The sequence below is a fragment of the Plesiomonas sp. ISS29 genome (assembly GCF_056522795.1).
Genome location: NZ_JAWRZQ010000001.1, coordinates 1,557,461 through 1,582,097 on the forward strand (window position 1 = coordinate 1,557,461; position 24,637 = coordinate 1,582,097).

The 24,637-nt window shown below is 45.7% G+C and carries 24 protein-coding genes, 2 tRNA genes and 2 pseudogenes; 8 read left to right on the top strand and 20 right to left on the bottom strand.

What is annotated here, in order from left to right:
• Nucleotides 1-87: 87 nt before the first annotated feature.
• Nucleotides 88-1,440, bottom strand: a complete 1,353-nt coding sequence (locus tag AC1HDJ_RS06935) for a GGDEF domain-containing protein (protein WP_479534508.1) — start codon at nt 1,438-1,440, stop codon at nt 88-90.
• Nucleotides 1,441-2,063: 623 nt separating this feature from the next.
• On the opposite strand from AC1HDJ_RS06935, the gene psrA reads away from it, so the two are divergent.
• Together psrA and AC1HDJ_RS06945 are read left to right on the top strand one after the other, a co-directional pair.
• Nucleotides 2,064-2,771, top strand: a complete 708-nt coding sequence (psrA, locus tag AC1HDJ_RS06940; RefSeq protein ID WP_479534511.1) for a TetR family transcriptional repressor PsrA — start codon at nt 2,064-2,066, stop codon at nt 2,769-2,771.
• A 34-nt stretch (nt 2,772-2,805) separates the two neighbouring features.
• Nucleotides 2,806-5,073: an acyl-CoA dehydrogenase gene (locus AC1HDJ_RS06945; RefSeq protein ID WP_479534513.1), complete on the top strand. Its 2,268-nt coding sequence runs from the start codon at nt 2,806-2,808 to the stop codon at nt 5,071-5,073.
• A gap of 116 nt (nt 5,074-5,189) precedes the next feature.
• Here the strand turns inward: AC1HDJ_RS06945 and AC1HDJ_RS06950 are convergent, their stop codons facing one another.
• Complete coding sequence (locus tag AC1HDJ_RS06950; protein ID WP_479534515.1) at nt 5,190-6,875, bottom strand: aspartate:alanine antiporter; 1,686 nt, start codon at nt 6,873-6,875, stop codon at nt 5,190-5,192.
• A gap of 317 nt (nt 6,876-7,192) precedes the next feature.
• Here AC1HDJ_RS06950 and ybjM point away from each other — a divergent pair, with 317 nt between their 5' ends.
• Complete coding sequence (ybjM, locus tag AC1HDJ_RS06955) at nt 7,193-7,582, top strand: inner membrane protein YbjM (protein ID WP_479534517.1); 390 nt, start codon at nt 7,193-7,195, stop codon at nt 7,580-7,582.
• A 252-nt stretch (nt 7,583-7,834) separates the two neighbouring features.
• On the opposite strand, the gene AC1HDJ_RS06960 is transcribed toward ybjM, so the two are convergent.
• Nucleotides 7,835-8,101, bottom strand: coding sequence for a GrxA family glutaredoxin (locus AC1HDJ_RS06960; RefSeq protein WP_438623916.1), 267 nt, complete (start codon nt 8,099-8,101; stop codon nt 7,835-7,837).
• Nucleotides 8,102-8,391: 290 nt separating this feature from the next.
• Between AC1HDJ_RS06960 and AC1HDJ_RS06965 the strand changes: the two genes are divergently transcribed.
• On the top strand, nt 8,392-8,574 hold the full coding sequence (locus tag AC1HDJ_RS06965; protein ID WP_479534519.1) for a hypothetical protein: 183 nt from the start codon (nt 8,392-8,394) through the stop codon (nt 8,572-8,574).
• 157 nt (nt 8,575-8,731) lie between these two features.
• Here AC1HDJ_RS06965 and ybaK read toward each other — a convergent pair whose 3' ends face one another.
• The gene (ybaK, locus tag AC1HDJ_RS06970) at nt 8,732-9,214 is read right to left on the bottom strand and encodes a Cys-tRNA(Pro)/Cys-tRNA(Cys) deacylase YbaK (protein WP_479534521.1); all 483 of its coding nucleotides are present in this window, start codon (nt 9,212-9,214) and stop codon (nt 8,732-8,734) included.
• Nucleotides 9,215-9,373: 159 nt separating this feature from the next.
• Nucleotides 9,374-9,952 carry a flavodoxin family protein gene (locus AC1HDJ_RS06975; RefSeq protein ID WP_479534523.1) on the bottom strand — a complete coding sequence of 193 codons (579 nt, stop codon included), beginning with the start codon at nt 9,950-9,952 and terminating at the stop codon, nt 9,374-9,376.
• Nucleotides 9,953-10,401: 449 nt separating this feature from the next.
• Between AC1HDJ_RS06975 and AC1HDJ_RS06980 the strand changes: the two genes are divergently transcribed.
• Both AC1HDJ_RS06980 and AC1HDJ_RS06985 read left to right on the top strand, forming a co-directional pair.
• Nucleotides 10,402-10,812 (top strand): response regulator, encoded by a 411-nt coding sequence (locus AC1HDJ_RS06980; RefSeq protein ID WP_479534525.1) that lies wholly within the window; start codon nt 10,402-10,404, stop codon nt 10,810-10,812.
• Complete coding sequence (locus tag AC1HDJ_RS06985; protein WP_479534527.1) at nt 10,813-11,340, top strand: GGDEF domain-containing protein; 528 nt, start codon at nt 10,813-10,815, stop codon at nt 11,338-11,340. It abuts the gene before it with no gap.
• A gap of 95 nt (nt 11,341-11,435) precedes the next feature.
• Here the strand turns inward: AC1HDJ_RS06985 and AC1HDJ_RS06990 are convergent, their stop codons facing one another.
• Complete coding sequence (locus AC1HDJ_RS06990) at nt 11,436-12,917, bottom strand: carboxypeptidase M32 (protein ID WP_479534529.1); 1,482 nt, start codon at nt 12,915-12,917, stop codon at nt 11,436-11,438.
• A 134-nt stretch (nt 12,918-13,051) separates the two neighbouring features.
• Between AC1HDJ_RS06990 and AC1HDJ_RS06995 the strand changes: the two genes are divergently transcribed.
• On the top strand, nt 13,052-14,290 hold the full coding sequence (locus tag AC1HDJ_RS06995; protein WP_479534531.1) for a DUF945 family protein: 1,239 nt from the start codon (nt 13,052-13,054) through the stop codon (nt 14,288-14,290).
• Between the two features lie 250 nt (nt 14,291-14,540).
• Here the strand turns inward: AC1HDJ_RS06995 and AC1HDJ_RS07000 are convergent.
• The 5 genes from AC1HDJ_RS07000 to yqfB form a co-directional block, all read right to left on the bottom strand.
• A tRNA-Ser gene (locus AC1HDJ_RS07000) sits at nt 14,541-14,628 on the bottom strand.
• A 283-nt stretch (nt 14,629-14,911) separates the two neighbouring features.
• Complete coding sequence (locus tag AC1HDJ_RS07005; protein ID WP_479534533.1) at nt 14,912-15,835, bottom strand: GGDEF domain-containing response regulator; 924 nt, start codon at nt 15,833-15,835, stop codon at nt 14,912-14,914.
• A 279-nt stretch (nt 15,836-16,114) separates the two neighbouring features.
• Nucleotides 16,115-17,770 (bottom strand): phosphoethanolamine transferase, encoded by a 1,656-nt coding sequence (locus AC1HDJ_RS07010; RefSeq protein WP_479534536.1) that lies wholly within the window; start codon nt 17,768-17,770, stop codon nt 16,115-16,117.
• A gap of 424 nt (nt 17,771-18,194) precedes the next feature.
• Nucleotides 18,195-18,422, bottom strand: coding sequence for an LPP leucine zipper domain-containing protein (locus AC1HDJ_RS07015; RefSeq protein WP_479534538.1), 228 nt, complete (start codon nt 18,420-18,422; stop codon nt 18,195-18,197).
• 439 nt (nt 18,423-18,861) lie between these two features.
• Nucleotides 18,862-19,179 (bottom strand): N(4)-acetylcytidine aminohydrolase, encoded by a 318-nt coding sequence (yqfB, locus tag AC1HDJ_RS07020; RefSeq protein WP_479534540.1) that lies wholly within the window; start codon nt 19,177-19,179, stop codon nt 18,862-18,864.
• Nucleotides 19,180-19,460: 281 nt separating this feature from the next.
• On the opposite strand from yqfB, the gene AC1HDJ_RS07025 reads away from it, so the two are divergent.
• Nucleotides 19,461-19,548: transfer RNA gene (locus AC1HDJ_RS07025), tRNA-Ser, on the top strand.
• A gap of 132 nt (nt 19,549-19,680) precedes the next feature.
• Here AC1HDJ_RS07025 and AC1HDJ_RS07030 read toward each other — a convergent pair.
• From AC1HDJ_RS07030 to AC1HDJ_RS07070, 9 genes and pseudogenes are all read right to left on the bottom strand, one after another.
• A complete protein-coding gene (locus AC1HDJ_RS07030) occupies nt 19,681-20,133 on the bottom strand; it encodes a hypothetical protein (RefSeq protein ID WP_479534543.1) in 453 nt (150 codons plus the stop codon).
• Nucleotides 20,130-20,828, bottom strand: coding sequence for a type III secretion system linker protein OrgB (locus tag AC1HDJ_RS07035; protein WP_479534545.1), 699 nt, complete (start codon nt 20,826-20,828; stop codon nt 20,130-20,132). Before AC1HDJ_RS07035 ends, AC1HDJ_RS07030 begins: the two co-directional genes overlap by 4 nt.
• The gene (locus AC1HDJ_RS07040; protein ID WP_479534547.1) at nt 20,785-21,381 is read right to left on the bottom strand and encodes a type III secretion apparatus protein OrgA/MxiK; all 597 of its coding nucleotides are present in this window, start codon (nt 21,379-21,381) and stop codon (nt 20,785-20,787) included. The genes AC1HDJ_RS07035 and AC1HDJ_RS07040 overlap by 44 nt, the downstream gene beginning before the upstream one ends.
• 4 nt (nt 21,382-21,385) lie before the next feature.
• Entirely contained in the window at nt 21,386-22,132 is a 747-nt protein-coding gene (locus AC1HDJ_RS07045) for an EscJ/YscJ/HrcJ family type III secretion inner membrane ring protein (RefSeq protein WP_479534549.1), read from the bottom strand.
• Nucleotides 22,129-22,209: pseudogene (sctI, locus tag AC1HDJ_RS07050) on the bottom strand (type III secretion system inner rod subunit SctI); the annotation flags it as partial. The pseudogene sctI (AC1HDJ_RS07050) and the gene AC1HDJ_RS07045, both read right to left, overlap by 4 nt.
• Nucleotides 22,192-22,416 (bottom strand): annotated as a pseudogene (gene sctI, locus AC1HDJ_RS07055) (type III secretion system inner rod subunit SctI); the annotation flags it as partial. The pseudogenes sctI (AC1HDJ_RS07050) and sctI (AC1HDJ_RS07055), both read right to left, overlap by 18 nt.
• A 48-nt stretch (nt 22,417-22,464) precedes the next feature.
• Entirely contained in the window at nt 22,465-22,689 is a 225-nt protein-coding gene (locus AC1HDJ_RS07060) for a type III secretion system needle complex protein (protein WP_479534551.1), read from the bottom strand.
• A gap of 39 nt (nt 22,690-22,728) precedes the next feature.
• Nucleotides 22,729-23,910 carry a PrgH/EprH family type III secretion apparatus protein gene (locus tag AC1HDJ_RS07065; protein ID WP_479534553.1) on the bottom strand — a complete coding sequence of 394 codons (1,182 nt, stop codon included), beginning with the start codon at nt 23,908-23,910 and terminating at the stop codon, nt 22,729-22,731.
• A gap of 124 nt (nt 23,911-24,034) precedes the next feature.
• Complete coding sequence (locus AC1HDJ_RS07070; protein WP_479534555.1) at nt 24,035-24,421, bottom strand: hypothetical protein; 387 nt, start codon at nt 24,419-24,421, stop codon at nt 24,035-24,037.
• Nucleotides 24,422-24,637 lie beyond the last annotated feature (216 nt).

Below are 24,637 nucleotides of genomic sequence, written 5' to 3' on the forward strand. Positions count from 1 at the left end.
AGTACCTGTTCAAAAACTCATCAAAAAATGGGCGCGATTATAGCGTTAAGCGGCATAACAAGCTACTTAAACGCGATAGTGATCTGTTTATTCATCGGCAGTGGTCTGTTTATTATCTGTTTTGACTGAACAACTGCCGGCAGTGACTTGGTTTTTACCGTGGGTTTTTGAGATATATAGCGCCATATCGGCTTGTTGAAAGACCTCATCAAAACTGCTGCCTGCGTAGGCGATACATGTACCTAATGATACTGTAATCGAATGTTTTCCGATTGGCTGATCAGCAATGGCCTGCCGTACGCTCTCGGCCCGTGTATTGACTGCACTTTCATTAGTGGTATAGACAATCAACACAAACTCTTCGCCACCCCAGCGGATCAGTAAATCATCTTGACGAGCACTGTTTTTTATCCGTCCGGCAACCGCTTTTAATACCTGATCACCGGCGTGATGCCCATAGGTATCATTAATTTTTTTGAAGTTATCAATATCAATAATAATTACGCTATACCGCTGTTTAAGATTTTTTTGCTTGGATAAAAAATAGTGTCGATTGTGTAGTTTTGTTAGGTTATCAGTAAAAGCTGAGTGTTTAACTCGTTGATATGAAGAGAATAAAATCGTGAGGAAAGAGCCTATAAGTAGACTGTACAGTACATTGAATAATGTACTGATGGAGATAATTGAATAGTCTAAATAGTATTTTTCTTGATTACACAAAATATTCAGTTCGAACCCTGAATGACTTAAATGTAAGGCTGAGTTATGTTTGTTATTGAATAAGTCGATTCTATTTTGAATGTATAAAGGGTCTAAGTCTGCAACAACAACAGCTACTAATGTGTCTTTGAAAAAAATAGGCATGAAAATACTTTGCATTTTATGCATAGAATAACTTTCAGTGTATATCTCTGATGATCTTATATCACAAGTAAGGAAGCTATCATCAAATGTATTGGGCAGATTGTATTCACTGATGACTTTAACACCGCGTGGATCTTGTATTGCATTATCTATAATTTGTTGATAATACGGCTTGTAAGGTAAAAAATAGCCATAATCACCATTTTTTTGAATCAGTGATAATAATATGATTTTATCATTACTTTCTTTTTTTAATAGTGAATTAACCTTTTGCAAGGCAGTTTGTAAAATTGGGATTTCAGCATTATCGTTTAAAATTATTAGTCGCTCATCATTATTATCGTTACTGTTTCTTTTTATTTCAATTTCTTTTGCTAACTGGGCACTAACAAAATCAGCATTAGCATATAAAACCTTTAGTTTTCTTATTGCTGCATACATATGCATATATGAGGTGTTGATCTCGCTATACAGCTGATGCATATAGTAAATATTTTTTTCTCTTTGAGATAGATAGAAAAAAAGATTACTAAGTGTAAATATAATAATGAAAAATGGAATACGATAACTATTCATATAAATTGTCTTAACATGTTATGTAGGAAGCGTTTTATTTTTAGCATTTTATATGTACACATAGTACACGTATACTTATGTGATGGGAATCATGTTTTAAATATGCATTATTATTAATATGAGGTTAATAATTTCGCTAAAGAAATACCTTTATTAAGGTAAATTTATAACATATGCAGGATGAAAAGAAAAAACCCCGATAACGAAAAACATTGTATCGTTATCGGGTTACCTTCTAGGAAGAGGGTATCAAAGAAAAAGCAGTGGCATAAGTTCAGACTACAGGCCTTCCAGTAAGTTTCATCTGCGCTGTATAATTTTTAAAATTTTTTTAGCAAGCCGCTTACTCAGTTGTTGACTGAGCCTGCCTGTACTTCCTCACATTAAACCTCTTTTTACTGCCTTGGTTGCACAGATTACACATTGAGTGTTGTGTACCAAAGCTATCAGTCTACCTGCATATAGTTATGAGCCTGTCTGCCTACAGGCCGAGAGAGTGCTCTTGGGAGGTATCTTTTTGTTGTTACTGAGGAGGGCTTTACTTTTTGTCAAACAACTGTTTTGCAATGTTGACTATTATGTTAACGAGATGTACATTTCAAACATCCGTTTAATATGAGTGTATGACTATGATCGCCAAGCCTGACACCAAAGCCCGAATTCTTGATGCCGCTGAGCGATTGTTTGCTGAGCAGGGGTTTAATGATACTTCTCTACGCACCATTACCGCAGAGGCCGATGTTAACTTAGCCTCGGTAAATTACCATTTTGGCTCGAAAAAAGAGCTAATTCGGGCGGTACTTGAGCGTTACCTTGAAGTTTTTATGCCCGCTGTTGCCCGTGAGCTGCAAAAGGTGCTCGATGCGGAAGCCGTTCCTCAATTAGACGAGGTTTTTCAGGCATTTAAAGCGCCGTTGTTGCAGCTTACCGAGTTACGCCCTGAAGGGTCAACGCTGTTTATTCAGCTGCTCGGGCGTGGTTATACCGATGTGCAGGGGCATTTACGCTGGTTTATCACCACCCGTTATGGCAACACGCTGGCGCTGTTTACCTCTGCAGTACAGCGCGCCAACCCAGAGTTGAATGATGCAGAGCTGTTTTGGCGCTTGCACTTTACGCTGGGAACTGTGGTGTTTGCGATGGTTTCAAATGTGGCTTTGCGTGAAATTGCGCTCTCTGATTTTGGCCAGCAGATTCAGATCAGTGACCTGATAGACAAAATTATTCCTTATTTGGCCGGCGGCGTTGCCGCGCCGAGTTATCACTCAGAAACATTGCATCAAGTATTACATCAACCTGTGCGTAAAGTGGCGGCCGGAAGCGGTGCCTGAACCTACCCTATACCTGTGATAAAGGACGAACATCATGACCAGTCTGCGCCAGCGTTACCTCTCCGGCCCAGCGTTTAAGGTATTTAAGCGAATTCTACCGCCCCTTTCGGCTACTGAACGTGAAGCTATGGAAGCCGGTACGGTCTGGTGGGAAGGCGATCTGTTCCGTGGAAAACCAAACTGGGATAAGTTGCACTCACTGCCAAAACCGGTATTGACCGCAGAAGAGCAAGCCTTTATGGATAATCAGGTTGAAACTCTGCTAAATATGCTGGATGACTACCAGATTGTGCATGAGCTTAATGATCTGCCAAAAGAGGTGTGGGATTACCTCAAGCAAGAGCGTTTCTTCTCGTTAATTATCTCTAAAGAGTTTGGTGGCCGTGCATTTAGTGCGCTGGCCAACTCAACCATTGTGACCAAAATTGCCAGCAAAAGTACCACTGCTGCGGTTACCGTGATGGTACCAAACTCGTTAGGCCCCGGTGAGCTGTTATCCCATTACGGTACGGAAGAGCAAAAACAGCGCTGGTTACCCGGTTTGGCCGATGGCCGCGAGATCCCCTGCTTTGCATTAACCGGCCCAGAAGCGGGCTCCGATGCAGGCAGTATCCCCGATAAAGGTGTGGTATGCCGTGGCCTGCATGAGGGCCGTGAAGTGTTGGGTATCCGGCTGAACTGGAACAAGCGTTACATTACGCTTGCACCAGTGGCTACCGTGTTAGGGCTGGCATTTAAGCTGCATGATCCCGATGGCTTGCTGGGGGATAAAGAGGATATTGGTATTACCTGTGCGCTGATCCCGACCAATCATCCGGGCGTAGATGTAGGCGCGCGCCATATCCCGATGAATCTGGCTTTTATGAATGGCCCAACATGGGGTAAAGATGTTTTTATTCCGCTAGATTGGATTATCGGCGGGGCGGAGTATGCCGGTAAAGGCTGGCGTATGCTGGTTGAGTGCCTCTCGGCCGGCCGCGGTATTTCGCTGCCTGCACTGGGTACAGCAATTGGCCACTTAACCACCCGCACGACCGGTGCATATTCGTATGTGCGTAAACAATTTGGTATGTCTATCGGGCGTTTCGAAGGGGTGGCAGAGGCGATGGGGCGGATTGGCGGATTGACTTATCTGCTCGAGGCATCACGTACTTTGACAACCACAGCGCTCGATACTGGCGAGATCCCGGGCATTGTCACTGCTATTGCAAAATATCACATGACAGAAATCGGCCGTAAGCTGTTGAACGATTCGATGGATGTGCATGCAGGGCGGGCCATTCAGCTGGGTGAAATGAACTATCTGGGGCACCACTATTTTGGTATTCCGGTGGCGATTACCGTTGAAGGCGCAAATATTCTGACGCGTAACCTGATGATTTTCGGGCAAGGCGCAACGCGCTGTCACCCATTTGTATTGGGCGAGATGGAAGCAGCTGCAAATCCAGATGAGGCGGCGGGGCTACAGGCATTTGATGATCTGCTGTTTAAACATATCGGGTTTGGTGTCAGTAACTTTTTCTTAACGTTCTGGCAGGGGATTACAGCAGGTAAATTCAGTGCTGCACCGGATGCTAGCCCGCTGAAAAGTTACTATAAGCAGCTTAGCCGTATGAGCCGCGCGCTGGCATTAACCGCAGATATGGCGATGTTGGTGTTGGGCGGTGATTTGAAGCGCAAAGAGATGCTCTCGGCACGGCTCGGTGATGTGCTGAGTAACCTGTATCTGGCCTCAGCGGTGCTGAAACGCTATGAACAAGAGGGGCGTTTGAAAGAGGATCTACCGCTGGCGGAGTATGGCCTGCAATATTGTCTGTATGAGTGTGGTAAAGCTTTTGACAGCTTCTTCCAAAACTTCCCGAACCGGGTGGTTGCTGGGTTACTGCGCACGGCAGTTTTCCCGTATGGTGTGAGCTACAAACCGGTGAGTGATGAGATTGCGCTGACTATCGCTAAGCTAATTATGATCCCTGGCGCGCAGCGTGATCGCTTAACGAAGTTGTGTTTTGTCGGTCAAGATGCTGATGAGGCCATTAATATTGTTGAATCGGCGTTTCAGGCGATGTATGCCGCACGTGGCATTGAGAAAAAACTGGCCGAAGCACAGCGTTCAGGCACGTTACCGCGCAAAGTAGCACTAGAGGCATTAATCACCGCGGGTCTGCAAAAAGGGGTGATTAATGATGCAGAAGCGAAGCAGATGCGTGAAGCCGATGAGCTGCGCAGCCGTGCGGTACAGGTTGACCATGTTGATGGCCCGCACCCTAATCCAGCTCGTGCCGTACGTGAAGAGGCTGCATAACTCTGATCTGTTGACTTCGTAGATGTAGGCAGATGTAGGTATAGGAAAGCAAAAAAAGAAAAAGCCCATCGAAAGATGGGCTTTTCTATCTGACGTTAATCTTAATATCTTAAATATCAGTGCCAAAAGACCACAATCAGTGAACCTGCTAGTGTCAGCAATACGTTGGCAATTGCATACGTACCGGCATAACCTAGCGCCGGAATATTACTGCGAGAGAGTGAGTTAATCACTTCCATGGCCGGTGCTAGTGTACGTGCACCCATGATTGCACCAAACAGCATGGCACGGTTCATTTTCAGGATATACGCGCCAAACAAGTAGGCGATAATGACCGGCCCGAGACTGACCAGCAAGCCGCCAAAGATCATCTGCAACCCGATATTATCTACTTCATTATTTAGCCCGCTACCGGCACTTAAGCCGACCCCGACCATAAAAACCATCAGGCCAAACTCTTTGGTCATGGTCAGCGCGCCTTGCGGCACATAACCGAAGGTAGGGTGGTTGGCGCGTAAAAAGCCGAGCATAATACCGGAAAACAGCAAACCGGCAGCATTACCAAAACTGAAGCTGAACTGGCTAAACTGGAAGGTGACTTGGCCGACCATCAGGCCAATGATAAAGAAGCTGCAAAATGCCAGCAGATCGGCCACTTGGCTATGAATTGAGATAAACCCGACGCGATCGGCTAAGCCGCGTACCCGTCTGGCATCACCGCTGACATGCAGCACATCACCTTTATTGAGCACGATAGTGTCGTCAATGGGCATCTCAATTTGGCTGCGAACGATACGGTTCAAAAAGCAGCCCTGATCGGTCAGGCGCAGGTGCGAAAGGCGCTTGCCGACGACGCTGTCATTTTTTACCACAATCTCTTCAGTAACCACCCGCAGATCAAGCAGATCACGGTCAAATACCTCTTTCCCCTCACGAAAGCTGGGGTTAAGACGGGCATGGCTGTCAGGATAACCCACGAGTGCTATCTCATCACCAATTTGTAATACTGCATCACCGTCGGGGCTGGCTAGAATACCGTTGCGGCGGATACGTTCGATATAGCAACCGGTTTGGCGATAAATACCTAACTCGCGTAAGTTTTTACCGCCACTCCATTCGACCAGTTCTGGGCCAACACGGTAGGCTCGGATAATCGGCAGGTACACTTTACGCTGGCTGTCTGGGTCTAAACCGCGTTCGCGGGCAATCTCTTGCGCACTGGTCACCAAATCCTGTCGCTGTAATTTAGGCAGATAACGCGCAGCAAGGATCAAACTGACCAAACCCACCAGATAAGTTAGCGCATAACCCAAACTTAAATTACTCAGAGCCGTCTGCACTAACTCAGGGTTGGTGATATTGTGTGAACCACTGAGCAGTGATTCCCGTGCACCAACCAGTACCGGTGTTGAGGTCATCGAACCGGCCAGCAAACCGGCGGTTAATCCGATATCCCACCCGAGCCACCGTCCTAAGCTAAAGGCAATACAAAGCGCACTGATGACCAATACCAGCGCCAATAGCAGATAGTTTTTACCGTCGCGAAAGAAAATCGCAAAAAAGTTTGGCCCAGCTTCAATGCCCACGCAGAAAATGAACAACATAAAACCCAGACTGAGGGCTTCGGCATTCAGCGTAAAATGCATCTGTCCGAGCAGTAAGGAGACAACGAGCACCCCGATAGAGTTACCCAGTTGGATCGATCCAAAACGTAGCTTGCCCAGACATAGTCCGAGAGCGAGTACGACAAACAAAAGCAGTATGTCATTTCCATTGAGCAATGCTGATACGTCGATATTCACAATGTTGATTCTGTGGCCAAATTAAGTGGAGAAATACATATCAGCAAACAGTGATATATTTGCTGATACAAGAGAAGACATGTACCCATTTAAATGTAAACGTAATGTTTTAAAAATGATGAGATTATTTGACAATATAATTTCAATGTAATGATAAACATTATGCACACACCGTATTTTACATCTAACTTTTTTGGATTTCCTACTTATTTGGCTATAAGTCTTGATGTATCACCCGATTTAATGGTTTTCTAATTAGATACGCTGATTTTTTATAGACACTGATTAGCTGGGTAAATGTCGAAAGGAGTCGACGAATGCAAAAATGGAATTGGAATATTGCCATTATTGGCGGCGCACTGTTTTGTATTATTTTTTTCTTTCAGGGTTTGCCATATCCGCTGAAACAAACATCAGGGCATACGGGGTTACTATTTTTTATGATCCCCGGCGTGGTGTCGGCATATCTTTCACGTCGTGAAGGCTTGTTGCATGCGCTACTAGGTACACTGCTGGCACTGCCGGTGTGTATTGTGATTCGCTTGGCGGCACTCTCTTCGTATGAGCGTTTTGTTGATCTGGTGGTGTACTTTTTGGGCGCAGCCTTTTGGTGCGGGCTGGGTACACTGCTCTATATCTTTGGTTCCCGTATTTTACAATACTATAAACTGCGTATGCGTCAGCAACACCACAGCCATGGGCATTAGTTAAAGGCAATAGCGATGTGTTGCATAGCGTATTTTGAGCTGTAATATTTGGCTCATTATCAATAAGGTTTATCATGGATAAAAAAGAGAAGCGCAGCATGCAACGTCTGGCTTCTCTTGTTCGTATGCGGTTCTTAGCTTTTTTATGTATTAAAAAATACACCGGCTATTTATGTCTGTAACGCGTTTACATGGTACATGGCATAACGACACATAGCGTAAAGCGACATAACATGAAAAGACCTTGGAAATTTATTCGCTATACAGGCTCAAATGCTCTTTTGCGTACGCTTCAAAATCAGTGCAGCCGCCGATATGCTCCTGATCGATAAAAATCTGTGGAACAGTAGCAACAGGCTTACCGACTGTTTTTTCCAGATCTTCTTTTGAGATCCCTTCGGCATGGATATCAATGTAACGGAAGCGGAAATCGTCACGTTCTGCGCTCAATTTCTCAGCCAACTCTTTTGCGCGGACACAGTAAGGGCAACCAGGACGACCAAAAATCACTACAAACATACACACTCCTGTTTGTGACTAGGATGAGCCACACCAACGTAACGTTTTAATGAACAAGTAATAACTGACTCTAAGCCAGAGAATACACTGACTAAAAATAGGGTCAAAATCGACTCTTACTACTATGATCTATTCTTAGTACTATGCCAGTGCATCGAAATTTAATAAAATAGAGCATACCTGTTAATTTAATAGTTTTTACCTATTAATTTTAGCCGGTTATGATCCGTTCTGCCGTGTTAACGGCACGTGCAGGCGTTAATCATCGTTCACAATAAAAGGAATGCTTAATGAAGGATTCACTTATTGCCCTGATGCTGGTGGCGCTTCCTGTTGCAGCGTTTGCCTCTTTGAGTATGAATCTGCATCAACAAGGCCGCGAGCCAATGAGCCAGTTTCAGTTGCAACCTGAACCTGTTTCTGACCACGCTCAACGCGGTGATCCTGTTGTTCGAGCAAGCAGCTATCGCTGATTATAGCGTGGTTTGTAGCATCTATTGCAGCAGGCGTTATTGATATAACAGACAGATGAGTGTGTAACGTAACACCGTAAATGCGTTGCCTTACACATTTATCTGCATCCTGTATCTGTATTTCACCTCTGCGTATCACCGTTACCCGCCAGCATATTTAGTCATCGAGTTTGGCAATATCGGCTGACTTTCCGCTGAGTACCTGCAGTAAATCTTCCGGTGCTAGTTCAATATCCAAACCGCGTTTTCCGCCGGAAACTAAAATTGTTGTAAACTGCTCTGCACCGCTGTCGAGCACAGTAGGCAGGCGTTTTTTCTGGCCCAACGGGCTGATCCCGCCCACCAGATAACCGGTAGTTCGCTGTGCAATAGCAACATCAGCCATATCCGCTTTTTTTGCCCCCAACGCTTTGGCTACTTTTTTTAAATCCAACATACCCGCCACCGGTACAATCGCTACAGCCAGATTCTTTGCATCCCCATTGAGGCTAACCAGCAAGGTTTTATAGACACGCTGAGGGTCAATTCCCAGCAGTGTTGCGGCTTCCTCACCAAAATGGGTGTTATCGGGGTCATGTTCGTAGGGGTGTAATTCAAACGAGATATGCTGTTTTTTCAACAGAACAACGGCGGGAGTCATGGTTTAACCTATTCAAATAATAAACATAATATTGTAAACAAGTATACTTTAGAGCGCAGCAACTTCATTGTTGGAAATACCTGTGCAGGAATGTGCAAGAAATAGTGCACAGGTGTAATTTATTTTCCTAATATTAGTATGCGCTATTTAATTTTGCGCTTACTGACCACGCCATTTAAGCGTTACCTCGGCAATACGCTGACCAAACAGGCGGGCTGTTTTTAGATCTCCTGGCAACGGCCCTTCTTCAGGGCTAGCATCTGCCGGTGACTGTGCCATTGCACCAGAAAATGAGCCAATATAGTTGATATCATTGCGCTCAGCCGCTTTGGTGTTAGAAGGCATTAAACCGGTACCTACCCAAATCATACTGTGTTGCATGGCCAGAGTGAAAAAATAGTGCAGCGTTGAGTGTTTATCACCATTCATGGTGGCTGAATTGGTAAACCCTGCGGCAATTTTATCTTTCCATTTTTGGGTAAACCACGGGCGAGAACTGGCATCAGCGAATTTTTTAAACTGCCACGATGCCATTCCCATATAAGTAGGTGAGCCAAACACAATGGCATCGGCCTCTTCTAACTGGCTGAACGCATCGTCAGGTAGATCACCTTGGCTGTCAATTTGATACAGTGCAGCATCAACCCCTTGTACCGAATTTAGGCCGGCAAATACCGCTTCGGCCTGTTTTTGTGTGTGGCCATACCCACTGTGATAAACCACGGCAACTTTACACATGAATAACTCCTTATTTCGGTAATAATTATCGCTGATATGAAGGGTGTAATTCATACAACATAAACGTTAGCACAAGATAATAAAAAGCCGAGCTTATTGGGGGATAAAGAGGATTCATGTCTACTGTTATCCCGTATTGGCTCTTCCTCATGCCGTTCAAAGTATGTCTTCGTGCAAATCTATTTGTTACGTTTCATATCATTAATAGAGTAAAGCGCTAAAGTGACAGGAAATCACACCGATAATTGCAACACAATGTATAATTTTGTGTGCTGCCATACTGTAATGGGTATGATGAAAAAAGAGTGCATTAACAAAACAGATTGTTATCATTGTTTGCTCGTTTCTATTTTTTCCGTTTTGCATTGCTGGGCAAAATGGTCATCTCTGAAATAAGAAGCATTAACAGTAAATAGGCCTCATTCACTGGCGTGTAGGATAAAAACATCATGGATTCTGATATAGCACTGCGGCAACCTCTGTTGCTTTTAGTGGATGATTCACGGGCATCACGTTTGCTGTTAGCCTCTATTTTGAAAAGTTTCGGGCAAATTATTCATGCCAGTAGTGGTGAGCAGGCACTCTTATTTGCCAGAGAATCTATTCCTGATCTAATTTTGTTGGATATTGAAATGCCTGAACAAAGTGGTATTGATGTCTGCCAGCAACTGCAATCAGACCCTTTAACACAGGATATTCCGATTATTTTTGTTACCGGTACGCATGATCCTTACAAAGAGGTTGAGGGGTTGGCGGTGGGTGCTGTTGATTTTATTTATAAGCCTTATCATGCAGCAATTATTCGAGCGCGTGTCAGTACCCAGTTGAAATTAAAACGTTTATCAGATCAGTTACGGTAATTGGTTAATCTTGACGGGCTGACTGGATTATATAACCGCCGTGCATTTGATAATCGGCTTGCCATTGAATTACCGCGCCATTTTCGCAGTCAACAGCCGTTAGGTTTGGTAATGATCGATGTTGATCACTTTAAAGCCTATAACGATGGTTATGGCCATTTAGCCGGTGATCAGTGCTTAAAAGCCATTGCTCGCTGTTTACAGCAGAGTGCCCGGCGGGCCGGTGATATGGTCTGCCGTTACGGCGGAGAGGAGTTTGCGATTATTTTACCTGCAGTAACCGCAGAGACGCTGCGTGAATATGGGCAGTGGTTATGTGGGCAGATCAGCGCGTTACAGTTGCCACATGCGCACTCTGCCACATCACAATATGTGACGATAAGCGCTGGGATCACCGCAACCGATCAAGCTTGTTTGTCGGCCGATACCCTGATTGCTCAGGCCGATCAGGCGTTGTATTACGCAAAAACACACGGCCGTAACCAGTCAGCCAGTTATCTTCAGCTGGAAAATGCAGGGGAGAAATAACCTCGGTAGGTTATTTCTCCCCTGAAGGGGCTGTTATCAACGGGCGCTACAGGCCATACCCTGCCGCTATTGCTACTTGTTGCAGTAATAAGCCGTTATAAATAGCGCATCTCAAGATGACGGCGGAAATAGGCTGTGTTTAGCGTTTCACCGGTGGCTTGCTGGATCAGCGCATCAGTTGTAAAGCGGCTACCCTGCTGCCAAATAGTCTGTTTTAGCCAGCCAAACAGTGCACTCAAGTCACCGTTGGCAATTTGTGCATCCAGATCAGGGCAGGCTTGGTGTGCATGATGAAAAAGCTGTGCGGCATACATAGCGCCAAGGCTGTAAGTTGGAAAGTAGCCAAAAGAGCCATCTGTCCAGTGAATATCCTGCATGCAGCCATCTTTGAAATTACCGGCTGTGCTCAGCCCCAGATAAGCCTGCATTTTTTCATCCCACAGCGCTGGAATATCGTCAACCTCGATATCCCCTTCGATTAGCGCACGTTCTATTTCGTAGCGCAAAATCACATGTGCCGGATAACTCACCTCATCGGCATCGACACGAATAAAACCCTGTTTTACCCGCATATTTAGGGCCAGAAAGTTATCGCGGACAAAGGCGGGTTGATCGCCAAATTGTTGTTGTACCTGCGGTAATATATGGCTTAAAAATGCCGGAGAGCGTGCCAGTTGCATCTCAAACAACAGGCTTTGTGACTCATGAATCGCCGTTGATCGGGCCTGAGCAACCGGCTGACCAAGTAAATGGCGCGGTAAGTTTTGTTCATACCGCGCATGGCCGGTTTCGTGAATAATCCCCATCAGCGCGGGTAGAAAATCACTCTCGGTGTAGCGGGTGGTGATCCGAACATCTTCCGGTACACCACCACAAAATGGGTGGGCGCTGACATCAACACGGCCTGCGTTAAAATCGAACCCGAGCAACTGCATGATTTTTAAACCGACTTCACGCTGTGCCTGCGGGTTAAACGGGCCTTGCGGCATAATGATCGGGTTCTGAGCCTGTTTTACCAAAACCTGCTGCAACAAGGCCGGTAGCCACTGTTTCAGATCGCCAAAAATAGTGTCTAACTGCTGGCTGGTCATGCCCGGCTCATACAGATCAAGCAGTGCATCGTATCGTGATTTTCCGGTGGCGGCGGCTCGAATTTGTGCCTCTTCACGAGAGAGCTTAACCACTTCCTTTAAATTAGCGGCAAAACCGTGCCAATCATTGGCCGGTCGCTGGGTTCGCCATGCGTGTTCACAGCGCGCTCCTGCCAATGATTTTTTCTCGACCAACTCGGCCGGTAATACTGAGGCAGCAAGCCAATTGCGCCGCATCTCCCGCAAATTTGCTCGTTGTGTATCGTTCAGTGTTTCCTGTTCGGCATGTGTCAGCCATTCGCCAACCTGAGAGGCTGTCAGGGTTTCATGCATCAATACATCTAGCTCGGCCAACGCTTCAGAGCGTGCGGTATTTCCCTTATCTGGCATCATGGTGTGTTGATCCCAGCCGCATATCGCGTTGAGATGAGCAAAGCGGTGTAGGCGGGTAAATACCGCTTCAGCATTCTGGTATGCCGTTGTCATTATTGTTATTCCTTCAGATTTTAAGCGGGATAAAACACGATAACTGCCCGTGCTTAAACGCACGCAGAGGCTTAATACAAGATAAAATCATGCTATGGTATAACACATTAAGCAACCCTTGAGGATAGAGCAGAATGGCAAATGTAAAGGGAACCGTGATCGGGCTAAGTTTGGCTGCAATTGCGGTTGCGGGGGGTCTTCAATACTACACGGCATACACCTTTGATCAGCAATTAGCACAGGTAAAAACGCAATTGCAGGATAATAAATCCGTTACGATCACCGAAATATCACGCACATTATTCAGCCGTAACATCAATGTTAAGTGGGTGGTTGAACCACAGGCTATGGAAGCTGACCAAGCCTCTGCTGTCGGGCCGATTGAAATTGTTGCTGACAATGCGGTGACTTTATGGCCACTACACATTCAGGCCGACACCCGCCTACTGTCTGAAGGTGTGGTAGCTGAAATTGAAAAGCTCAGCGGTAAACCGTTGCCATTTTCCATGCACTCATCCTATACACTGGGCAGCACTGTTAACAGTGAGTTCTCTTTAGGGCTGGTGGAAGCCAAAGATGCGGGTAATCACATTACACTGCAACCGGCTGCTGGCACTGTCACGTTTAATCCACAGCAAGCAACATTAGCATGGAACAGCCAGTGGCAGGGTGGTGAGTTAGTCAGTACCGAAGGCACAACATTTACGGTAGGGGCGATAGACGCACAAGCCTCACAACAACAGAAAGACGGTTTGTGGTTTGGTACGAACAATATTGCTATTAAATCTATCAATAGCCAGACACCACAAGGCCAGATGTCGGTCAGTGATATGAAAGTGCTCACTGATCAGAAAAACAGCGGTGACAACCTCGATTTTAGTTTAGATGTTACATTGGGTGAATATGCTCTGCAAAAGCCGACACACTTTTCGGTGAGTGATGTCGTGCTCAATACCACAGTTACTGGGTTGAATAAGCAAGCGTTACAGCGCGCAGCCAGTAAAACGGAGATGACAGAAGAGCAAGCTCAGAAAGTCTTACTTGAGTTACTGGGAAAAGGCGTGACGTTTTCAATCAATAAACTCAGTGCCAAGATTGGTGAGGGTGCGCTTGAAGGCAAAGGTGTTATGCAGCTTCCTGCTGATCGTGCAACCCCGATAGACTGGGATGCACTGCTTTTACCACTGACTGCTGATGCGCAACTGAGTGTTGATGAGAAAGTCTTTATGAAGCAGCCACAGATGTTGCTGATGTTACTGCAATTCTCTAGTCAAGGCTGGGTAACGCAAGCTGATGGCAAACTTAATACTGCGGTGACCATTCACGACGGCATGCTGTCGGTTAACGGTAATGAAGTGACGCAGCTGTTCTGATTTCCATTCAAAAATGATTTATAGCTTTACCTGCGCACCTTACGGTATCAATGCATACTGAGGTGCGTTTTTTATGGCTGTTCTCAAGCTGTGCGCCGTTATATTTATTGACGATATTAAAATGTCAATTGACTATAGACAGAATAAAAAAATAGATTAAAAGCGGATTTTAAATAAAAGACGTTTATTTGGAAGATAAAAACGAAAGGATTTAACAAAGAAAAGATTTAAGCAGGATTAGAACCCAAAGTGGCGGAGGAGGTGAGATTCGAACTCACGAACGCTTTCGCGTCGCCGGTTTTCAAGACCGGTGCCTTCAACCGCTCGGCCACCCCTCCACTTGGGTTGAGAGAACTATAGCTATGTTAGGGGGGGATGTAAAGACGATATTGTTCGTTTGCGCACTAATTCAACAGTTTAGGTGTTATTTGCGCATTACATAAACAGTTAGATTGTTTTTTATTCAGCGGCCAGTATTGATAAAACGCAGTAAATATTGGCTGGTACAATAAGCACTTATTACATAACACAGCTTACATCATCGTTCTTATGACACTAGCTATTATCTTTCGGTGAGATAGCAGTCAAAAACTGAGCATTGCAGTGTGTGTACAGGCGTATTTACGTATCTTGCCAGTATTTCATTTGGTTTCTTCCGGTTTTTTTTGCCTGATACAGGGCTTTATCCACCATATTTAACATTATCTCTGCCGTTTCATTAGAAGGCGTGAGTGAAACCACACCAATGCTGACAGTGACAATATTGCCGGTATCGGGGGACATATTGTGTGCCCACTGTTGTTGCCTGACCTTCAGGCATAAAAAATCCCCGTATTTGCGAATTTCAGCCTCATTGGTATTGGGTAGCACAACCGCAAACTCCTCTCCGCCATACCGATAGACGCGTTCGGCTGCTCGGCGGGTTGTTGATTTAAGCGTATTTGCCAATCGCTTTAGGCACTGATCGCCCTCTAAATGGCCGTAAAAATCGTTGTAGAGCTTAAAATGGTCAACATCAAGCAGGGCAAGACCCAAAGGTTGGTTGGTTCGGGCGTGGCGGCGAATTTCATTATCCAGATCGCAGTTTAGCGCTCGCCGATTATACACTTCGGTTAACCCATCAAGGTTAACTTGTTGGCGCAACATATCCGCTTGTCTTTTCAACGTTAACTGAATATTGACCCGTGTTTTCACTACCGTAGCATTGAACGGTTTTGTGATGAAATCAACCGCACCACTTTTTAACGCCTCAATTTCTTCAGCCGGATTTTTGTATTTAGTGATAAAAATAACCGTAATATCACGCGTCAGAGGATCTTGTTTGAGCATTTTGCAGGTGTCAAAACCACAAATACCCGGCATTTCGATATCGAGAACAATCAAGTCTGGCTGTTTTTCGCGGGCCAGATTGACCGCAGTTAGCCCATCCATAGACACAATAATTTCTGCCTGACTTGACAATATCGTACTCAACAACATTAACGTGGTACGGGAATCATCAACCAACAAAATTCGTGGGATAAACCGAGTGTCTTGAAATGGCATAGGTGTCGGGCCTTTTAGTCTCAATCATCATGGCATAATTATAGTAAGGTTAACCTGTTATGGCGTTATCTGTTATGAAAGTAAGATGATGAAAATTCAATAATAAAATATATAGTCTAAATAGTGGCTGTTGAGTAGTAGAAAGTAGCGATCTACCCTATTTTTTTATCTTTTTTGATCCATATCGTAAGTGAATATCCATACAAATATTTTTGTGATCAACTAGGCAAAAAAAGCCAACAGAAAGAAAACTGTCGGCTTACCGATTAAAAATCGGGTTTACGCAGGGGTTTTGCAGGTATGGAATATATCTAGTGTAGGCTTATACTCTTTTGTTTTAATGCCCATAATGCCTAAAATAGAGTGAATTAAGTTATCTTGTGAAATTCCATTGGAGGCTGCCTCTTTTTTCAGACAAGAAATATTTAATAGTTTCTCTTTGCGGAATCCATCAGAGAACCAGGTTATTAACGGGACGGTTGTCTGTACTGATGGCGCAAGCTCATACGGTGTACCATGTAAATACAGTTCGTTCTCACCTAATGATTCACCATGGTCTGATAAATAGATCAGTGCTGTATTATATTGTGAACTTAATAGGATGAGCTTTTTAATGATTTCAGACAGAACGTAGTCAGTGTATAAAATCGTATTATTGTATGTGTTTAACAATTCCTCATTACTGCAGTTTTCAATATCACTGCGTGGACAATCAGGCGTGAAATAGCGGTGTGATGGTGGATAGCGTAAATAATAGGTTGGCCCGTGGCTACCAATAAGATGGAAGGTTAATACGCTGTCGGTTTTACCTTTTCGCTCAAGCTGTGTAATGTCTTGATCAAATGTCTCTAAAAATACGCCATCATAGCAGGTTGAACCATTGCATTGCGGATCATTGGCTGTCGGGTTAATCATTCCATGCGGAATTCTGTCACATACACCTTTGCATCCGCCATCGTTATCTTTCCATAATAGTGATATACCGGCATGCTGTAATATATCGAGTAAGCCATCTTGATTACGTGCTTGCTGTTCACTGTAATCCTTTCTACTCATAGTTGAGAACATACAGGGCACTGAGACTGCTGTTGCGGTGCCACAAGATCGGACATGTTGAAATGAGATAACGCCTAAATTTTGAGTATATTGATTTGTAGGCTGTGAATAACCATTTAACTGGTAGTTTTGGCTACGTGCAGTCTCCCCGACAACCAAAACTAACAGTGTTGGTTTATCTTCGTGAGGCTTTGCTGTATTAACGGCATCTGCACCCAACAATTTATAGGGTTCATAGGTTGTAAAATACCGTGCTTTAATATATTTATAACTGCTATCTATATAATAGCTTGGAATAATATATTTTTTTAGCTCGGCATTATTCCTTCCAACTGAGGCATAATCTTTATAAAAGAAAAACCCAATAATTATTAATGCGATAACAGATATTAGCATTGATGTTAAACGCAGTAATGCTGATGTCAGCCCGTGCGCAGGGTATTTTACGTTTGTTTTGATAATAAGTATTGACGGCAATATGCCAAGAAGTAAAAGCCAAATAGCAAAAGAGAAGTTTAAGTAGGATGAAGCCTCACTAACATCAGTTTCTACAATGTTTTGAATCATATCGGGTGTAAACATTACACCATATTTTGTGGTGGCATAAGATACAACAGATGAAATAAGGGTAAGAACAACAAAAAAAGGCTTAAAGATTAACTTCCAGTTAAATAGATTAAACAAAAAGTTAATGGCAAACAAAAGTACCAGTGGTATTGAAATAATAAAGAAGGTATTGACGATAGGCAATGCCTGAAAAATAGCTGTAAATTTCACATAAATAGGGTAGTTAAGAACCACAGCATAATACAAACTTAAGAGTAGAGTTAGGCGAAATACACCCATTTGCCATGATAAAGAGATCTTTTTTTTATTCATTAGACTTAGGTTCGGCCAATCAAAAAAGAGAGGATGAATACATAAATTATTCAATGTATTCAAGTATGCAGATTCGGATGTATGAACAAGACTCCATGTAGTATTAGCTTGTTCTTACACTGAATAGACTAAACAGTATAGTAATAGAAAGAAGGGATAGGCGGTAACACTCTGATTTGGCTTTCGAACAGTAAATTGTGTTGAGATATTTCTAGCTATCGATCTAAGTAACACATTGTATATTAACGTGTTTTTTCAATAGAATAGTGCTTGGTATTACGCTTAATGCTTTATCGGCTGTGAGGGGGGCGATGTAATATTTATGGCCAAAGGTAGGCTTGCTGATGACGCTGATATCTATGTGATAATCAGTAATAAAAAAGCAGCACGATAGACGTGCTGCTTAGGAAGCATTACACAGTTATCACTTTTTGTAGTGAGTAGCCATGTTGTCCAGACGCTGGTTAGCGCGGGTAGCTTCTGCTTTAGCATCTTGAACGTCGGTACGAATAGAACCTACGTCAGTTGCCAGTTGGTCAACTTTGGTGTTCAGATCTGCAACGCTTTGCTCCAGCTTGCTAGTGTTCGCACAACCAGCCAGTAGAGTAGAGCTCAACACGATGGTACCAAGAATTAATTTGGTCTTGTTCATTATAGACTCCCTGTAAACACATACTTGATCTAGATTCAAGCCTAAACAAGTATTACTCAAATTTTGAACTTTAGAAGTTTTTTTTTCATGAAAAAACAGAAATTCCCCGAAAGATTGAACAACCTCTCAAGGTTTATAGTATTTGTTGATAGCTTAATTTATTTTTGGGATAATAAAAGGTTTTAACTTGTTGATATATATTGATGTTATTTTAATGCACTAAAAATGTGCAGTGTCAAGATGAATCGAGATTAAGCACATTTTTATAACGTCTTACCTACTCAGACTCTGTCTTTTACGCAAAGTTCGCTATTGCAGCAAAAAAGACAAAATAAGTAAAAGAGGGATATTCAACCCTGCCGATCACGTTTTTATGTAAATGTAGGCTTTAAAACGATTAAGGCTGATAGTCAGGGCTGAACGTTACGTTAGGCCGCGGTTAGCGCAGTGCGAAGTGAATAACATATAGGGAAGGCAGTTCAGGGTAAATATCACGAATCACTTGTTTGAGCTCGGGGAGTGTCATATTTTCTTGCTGCGCATGTGTTTCATTCAGTTCTGTGAAATCTATCGGTACAATAGAGAGCACTTCTAGCTGGCAAAAATGCTCTTGCTCTGGATTTGTGTACACCTCAAGGTGCTGCCCGATATGTAATAATTTGGCTTCTGCCGCATCACGGATAGTGATTGTTTTTTGTCCAGCTAGAATATCATCTTTAAAACGGGTATAAAAAGTGAACGCATTGGTGTTCGGCACGATCATTCCCCTATATATGGTTATGATTAATTAAAGTAACAGAATAAACCATTATAGTGCTGAGGTTGTGTGCTATCCCCAATTTTTATCGATGTAAACAGACACACAAAATAGAATAGTGTTATTTTCAAAGGTTTTGCATGATTTCACATCGATTGGGGTGTTTTTTCACCACTTAAGTCAAAGAAATAAAATAAGTTATTGACCGTTTGGCCAGATTTCCGTATATTTCGCCCCGTCCGCTGCTGATGACTACACGAAATCACAACGGCACAAAATTTGGTGAGGTGTCCGAGAGGCTGAAGGAGCACGCCTGGAAAGTGTGTATACGGCAACGTATCGAGGGTTCGAATCCCTCCCTCACCGCCATATTCTAAGAACCCCGCGCATTAATTTGTGCGGGGTTTTTGCTATATACGATATTCTCTGGATGAAATTGTTAATATGGCCGTTGCATTTATTCAGTATTGAGTTCGCCGAGCTTCGGTTATTGATGGTGACTTACCACTCCGTGAATTCCTCACTTTCCCCGCCTGACATAATGATTTCGCTCATCCATTTCTGCATTTCTGTTTGTAAATTGACGTATCCTAGCAGAAGGCTAGTCAGTCCAGCAGACTCCCCACTATCTTGTTCTACCTGAGCTAATCCTGCCTGTAATAGCGCCAGTTTTTGTTCCAAGGTGATCCCTGGAAATTCAGATAATAACTTTTCTACTTCGGCGGCATAGGCTTTGATATCGCCTACGTCACTGGAGTTTACAGGGGGAAGTGTGGCTAATTCCTGCAAAAAAATTGCCTGCCATTCATCCATGTTGTCAACCCCACTCGTGGCTGGTGGCACGGCTTCGCTACGTTGTGAGGCTTGCATTGCCAACCGTGCTAGCGGCTGCAATTGATCATCCGTCGGAAAGGGATCGGGGAGGGAATATGCTACGGCCGTTATTGAGCTCATGGGTTGCTCCTTGAGTTGGTATCTGTCTGTGGCAGGCATTGCTGCTCTAGGGTTTCTATCAACTGGCGTACCGCTTGTTCTGAAAGATGGCGACATTCATCGGGTAGAGTATTTAGGTTGTGACGTAGCTGAAGACTGGCCTGTTCGACAAAATCAGCCGGGGCAAATTCAGCCATTTGTTGCCCGCAGCGCAGAATAAAGCGCGGGTCATCGTGGTAGTCGATCTCTATCCGGTTATCCCACTGTTCGTTGAGCAGTGCCATTAGGCGGCCACGCATCGGTTTTGCTGAGCGGGGCAGCAAGAGACGTAATGATGCTTGCTGGCGAGGCTGATCACGCAACCACTCATCCAGCAGCAGCAACAGCGTGTCTGGGTGATCCACTGCCGCGCTCAGCAGGGCTCGGCTATGAGATTCCAACTGCTGATACCAGTGGCTGGACTGACTTTGCCACTTGCCCATATAGCTGGCTGTGTGGCTTAGAGCGGTCAGCATGCCGGCTTCATAGCCCTGACGAAATGCCTCTTGGCGTATGACTTCAGCTTCCTGTTCGGCGTGACGGATCAGCGTGGAGGCTCGTTGACGAGCCTCCTTTTCCAGTCGATCGGCACGGGCGGCCTGACGCAAACCGGTACGCTGAAAGATGACACCGTCAACTGACATCTCGGGGGAGGGGGTGGGGATTTCTCTGGGCATGTTGTAAAGCCAAGGTTAGTAACAATGGGTCGGCCCGAGCCGGTAACGGAGGCAACCGGTCTAGCTCGGGAGTGAATAACAGCGGTAGCCGTTGCACTAGTGCGCACGGCAGGGTCTCTGACCATGCCAGCAGCTGGCTATAACCGGCATGCAGCAAGGAGAGGTGGGTGCAACTGGAGGTTGAGGGTTGATCCAGTGCGCTTGGCAAATTGATGGCCGCAAAATGACGTGCCCATGTGGGCAGTTGGAGCCAGCCTCCCTGCCGGGCCAGTTGTGCTTTCTGGCTATGGCAGCCTAGTAGATAGGCAGTTTGTGGCAATCGCCACCAATGGTGTAGCCAGAGGCGTTGCTGCCAATCCGATGTTATGGGCAGATCGTTTGCATCGAGTTGATAGATCGCCAGCGCCAGTTCGTTAGCGACTGCGCGCGCACTTGCCGGCTGCAGTAAGCGTGCCGCTAGACTGAGCCGGCGTGGGTGCAGGTAAGACAAGGGATCAAACAACACACGTTGCGATGATGGTAATGGACTGTGCAGTGGGGGGATGGCAGTCATAGCGCTATTGCCCGCTATCATTAGTCGTACCAGATAACGGCTTAGGGGTATTGCGTCGTTGCCAGAGCCAGCCAGCCGCACCAGCTAGCAGGATGAGCAAAGTTAAGGCGAGCACAGTTAGTGACCAGTTATCTTGTACTTGCCCTGAGGGAGAAACAGGCGCTTGCTGCTGGGTCTCTTGACGACGGGAGAGCACCACTGAAATGTTTTCGTACTCGATATCCGAGAAGCTGTTTTTCAGAAAGCGCTTGATGTCGTTCAGGGTCTGCGAAGGATCTATTTCGCGGTCATAGACGGCCAGCGCCGAGAGATGAGTCGGTTTGGCTGAACGGCTGTTTTCACCCGAATCTACATCATAGCTAACGTGGACTCGGGCGGAGAGAATGCCGTCGATGGTTTGCAATGACTGCTCCAGCCGCTGTTCGATGGCGGAATAGAGGCGGGCTTTCTCGGCTCGTGGCGAGGATACCAGCGAGTCGGTCGGGAACATGTCGGAGATTTCCATTCGTGGGCGAGAGGGCAGGTTGTATGTTTTCAGCCAGTCGACCGCGGCGGCGAAGTCCGGTTGGGCTACGCCGATGCTATAACCCTCTTTACCTCGATCCTGCTTGCTAGCTTCAATATTGTTGCGTTGCAAGACGGCAATCACCTCATTGGCCTGCTGTTGATCCAGCCCCTTGAGTAGATCCTGCTGCTGACAGGCGGTTAGGGTGAGCATCATAGCTGCCGCCAGTAATACCCGGCGCATCATGAGCGTAACAACGTTTCCACGGCACCTACCGCTTTGCGGGTCAGGGTGCTGATCATGGAAACGTCCAAGTTGTAGTTGGCGGTGCGCTGCTGCAGTTCAAACAATACGGCGGGATCACTGAGCTCTGCCGGACGATCCAATTGACTGAGAATGTTGGTTTGCTCTTGGCCGATACGGACTGCGCTTTGGGAAAATGCCTCAATCAAGCGATCATCAAGAGAGACAATTTGACCCTCGTTGCCGGTGATATCCAGATAATTGGATAGGGCTGAAATAGAATACATGTATGTGCTCCTATTGTTGCCGATCTTTGTGGCCGGCAACGGAAATAGTTAACGGAAGTTCTGGATAATTGCGGCGTCGATGTCCTTGAATACCTTGACCGTGTTGGATTGTGCGTTCCGGTAAAGGTTGTACTCGGACAAGCGGCTCTGATACTCGGCTAGCACCTGAGGGTCGGAGGGATTTTCTGACAGTGCATTCAGGGCTGCCTCTAGCTCGTTTTGTATCTCTTCAGTACCGGTATCGAACATGCTGGACAGACTACTAAGAGTCATGTCATTAAGGCTCCACGTCATAAAAAAGTTCTCAGTAAGTTAAAGGGGTTTGGGGAAATACCAGTGACCGGGTGTCATTTTGACGTAGCCCTGGCCACCATATTTGAAAGACTTGCCTTTGAGCCAGTCATCTTTCAATTCGATTGCAAACTGCACATAACGGGTGCCCCACTGTCGGTAGTAATCCTCGACAAAGCGTTGTGCTCGCAACAGTTCACCATCGTTCAGCGCGCCTTCGATCAGGAAGGTGACACCGCCGGAACGATCGCTACGGCGGTAAGGCAGTGCTTGCCGGATCAGACCGTTTTCGGCGCTACTGACAGCAAGATTGTCATCGACCATCTGCAACAGTAGCTGATCAGCATAAGGCAGTTGTTCAGTCAGTTGCTTGAGCAGAGTTTGCCGCTGCGGCTCACTTAGTTTGGTTCGTTGACGGCTGATCCAGAGTTGCGGTTTTCGCGGGTTATCCAGTTGCAAGCGATAATAAGCTAGCTCGGGATAGTTATTGGCTAGCCAACGGGCAATGCGTTCATTTTCCTGCTGCGGACTGATGACCGTGGCTGGATCGCGATAGTCACCGCGTGCCAACACTTGTTTGGCCCAAGAACGGTCACGCTCGTTGTTGGCGCTTACATACAAAAGGCCATTACGACCAGGGAGCACCTGAAAACGAGTGGCTTCATTGCCCAGCAGAGAGGACAGCTCTCGGCTCTGGCGCTGCTGGCTGTAAAGTTGCCAGTAGTATCCAGATATCAGCAATGTCAGTAGCAAGCCGATGAAAATGACGATAGCCGTTTTGTTGCGCAGTGGTATTGTTCTTGTCGGGGTTGGCTCTGCTGTCGGGTATGAGAGTACGGCGTTTGCCCACGCTTCCTGTATCGGACGAACGGCCAGCATCAGGCTGCCGACGCTAAAGGGTTCATTAAACACGATATTATGCTCAGGGGCGGCGTTGCTACCGAGCTCACGCAGTGTCAGCTGGGCCTTGTTTTCCGGAGTCAACATGATCTCGAAGTTGATGCCGCCGCTGGCGAGCGGAATGTAGAGGGAATCCGCAGGAAAGTCGGCAGGGGCTTCTGCCGGCATCAATGCTTCTGCATCACCCACTAGAAACAGGGTTCTGGGAGTTGATAGTTGATACTCGCAACCGCACAGGGGGCCGTTGAGCAGGCGAACCGCAAAGCTGTGCGGCGTGCCACAAAGGAGATCGTTAGTTGTCATAGGGTCCGTGATGGCATTGATGCGATATTTATCTGCACTTTATTGCAGGGGCAAAGTTACTTCCTGATGGAAAACTGATGGGCAGCATGAGAGAAATCTGCGCAGCCCCCTAGCGGGGCTACGCTTACGCGCTAATGTTGCCGCGTTGTTTCAATCGGGCTGTCAGTTCTTCCATTAGGTTATTCATGCCAGGTGGCATGTGTGGCTTGATCATTACGCGGCGAGAGTCACGCTCGGCAAGGATTTCCTGGCGGTCGGTAGCAATCACTTCTCTCCACTGCCGAGGGCCTTGGGATATGTTGGGTTCAGCTTGTGGCATCGGTGGCGGTGGTGGTGGTGGGATGATTCCTGGCGCGATTGATTGATTGGTACGATTTGGGGGTGGAGTTATCTTTTTAAGGAGTTCATTGGCATTTTCCTGTCGCTGGATTCGTGGTTTGACAGGGGCTGGAGCTCCTGATGCCACCTTGTTGAGGACATTTAGGAAGTTCTGGCGTTGCTCAGGCTTCATTTGCTGAAACCGTTGCATCACGGTATTGGGGCGTAATGGACGACGAAGGGGGGCCGTTTGTAGGTCTGTATTCCTCGCAGTAAGAAATGCTTTTGCCAGTCTCTGTACCTGGGAGGGGGGAGGATAGCTACTGGTGACAGATGAGATCCTAGATTGCATGGTGGCGGTCATAGAAATCATGATGAGTGCTCCATTAATAAAAAATGTTAGTTATTG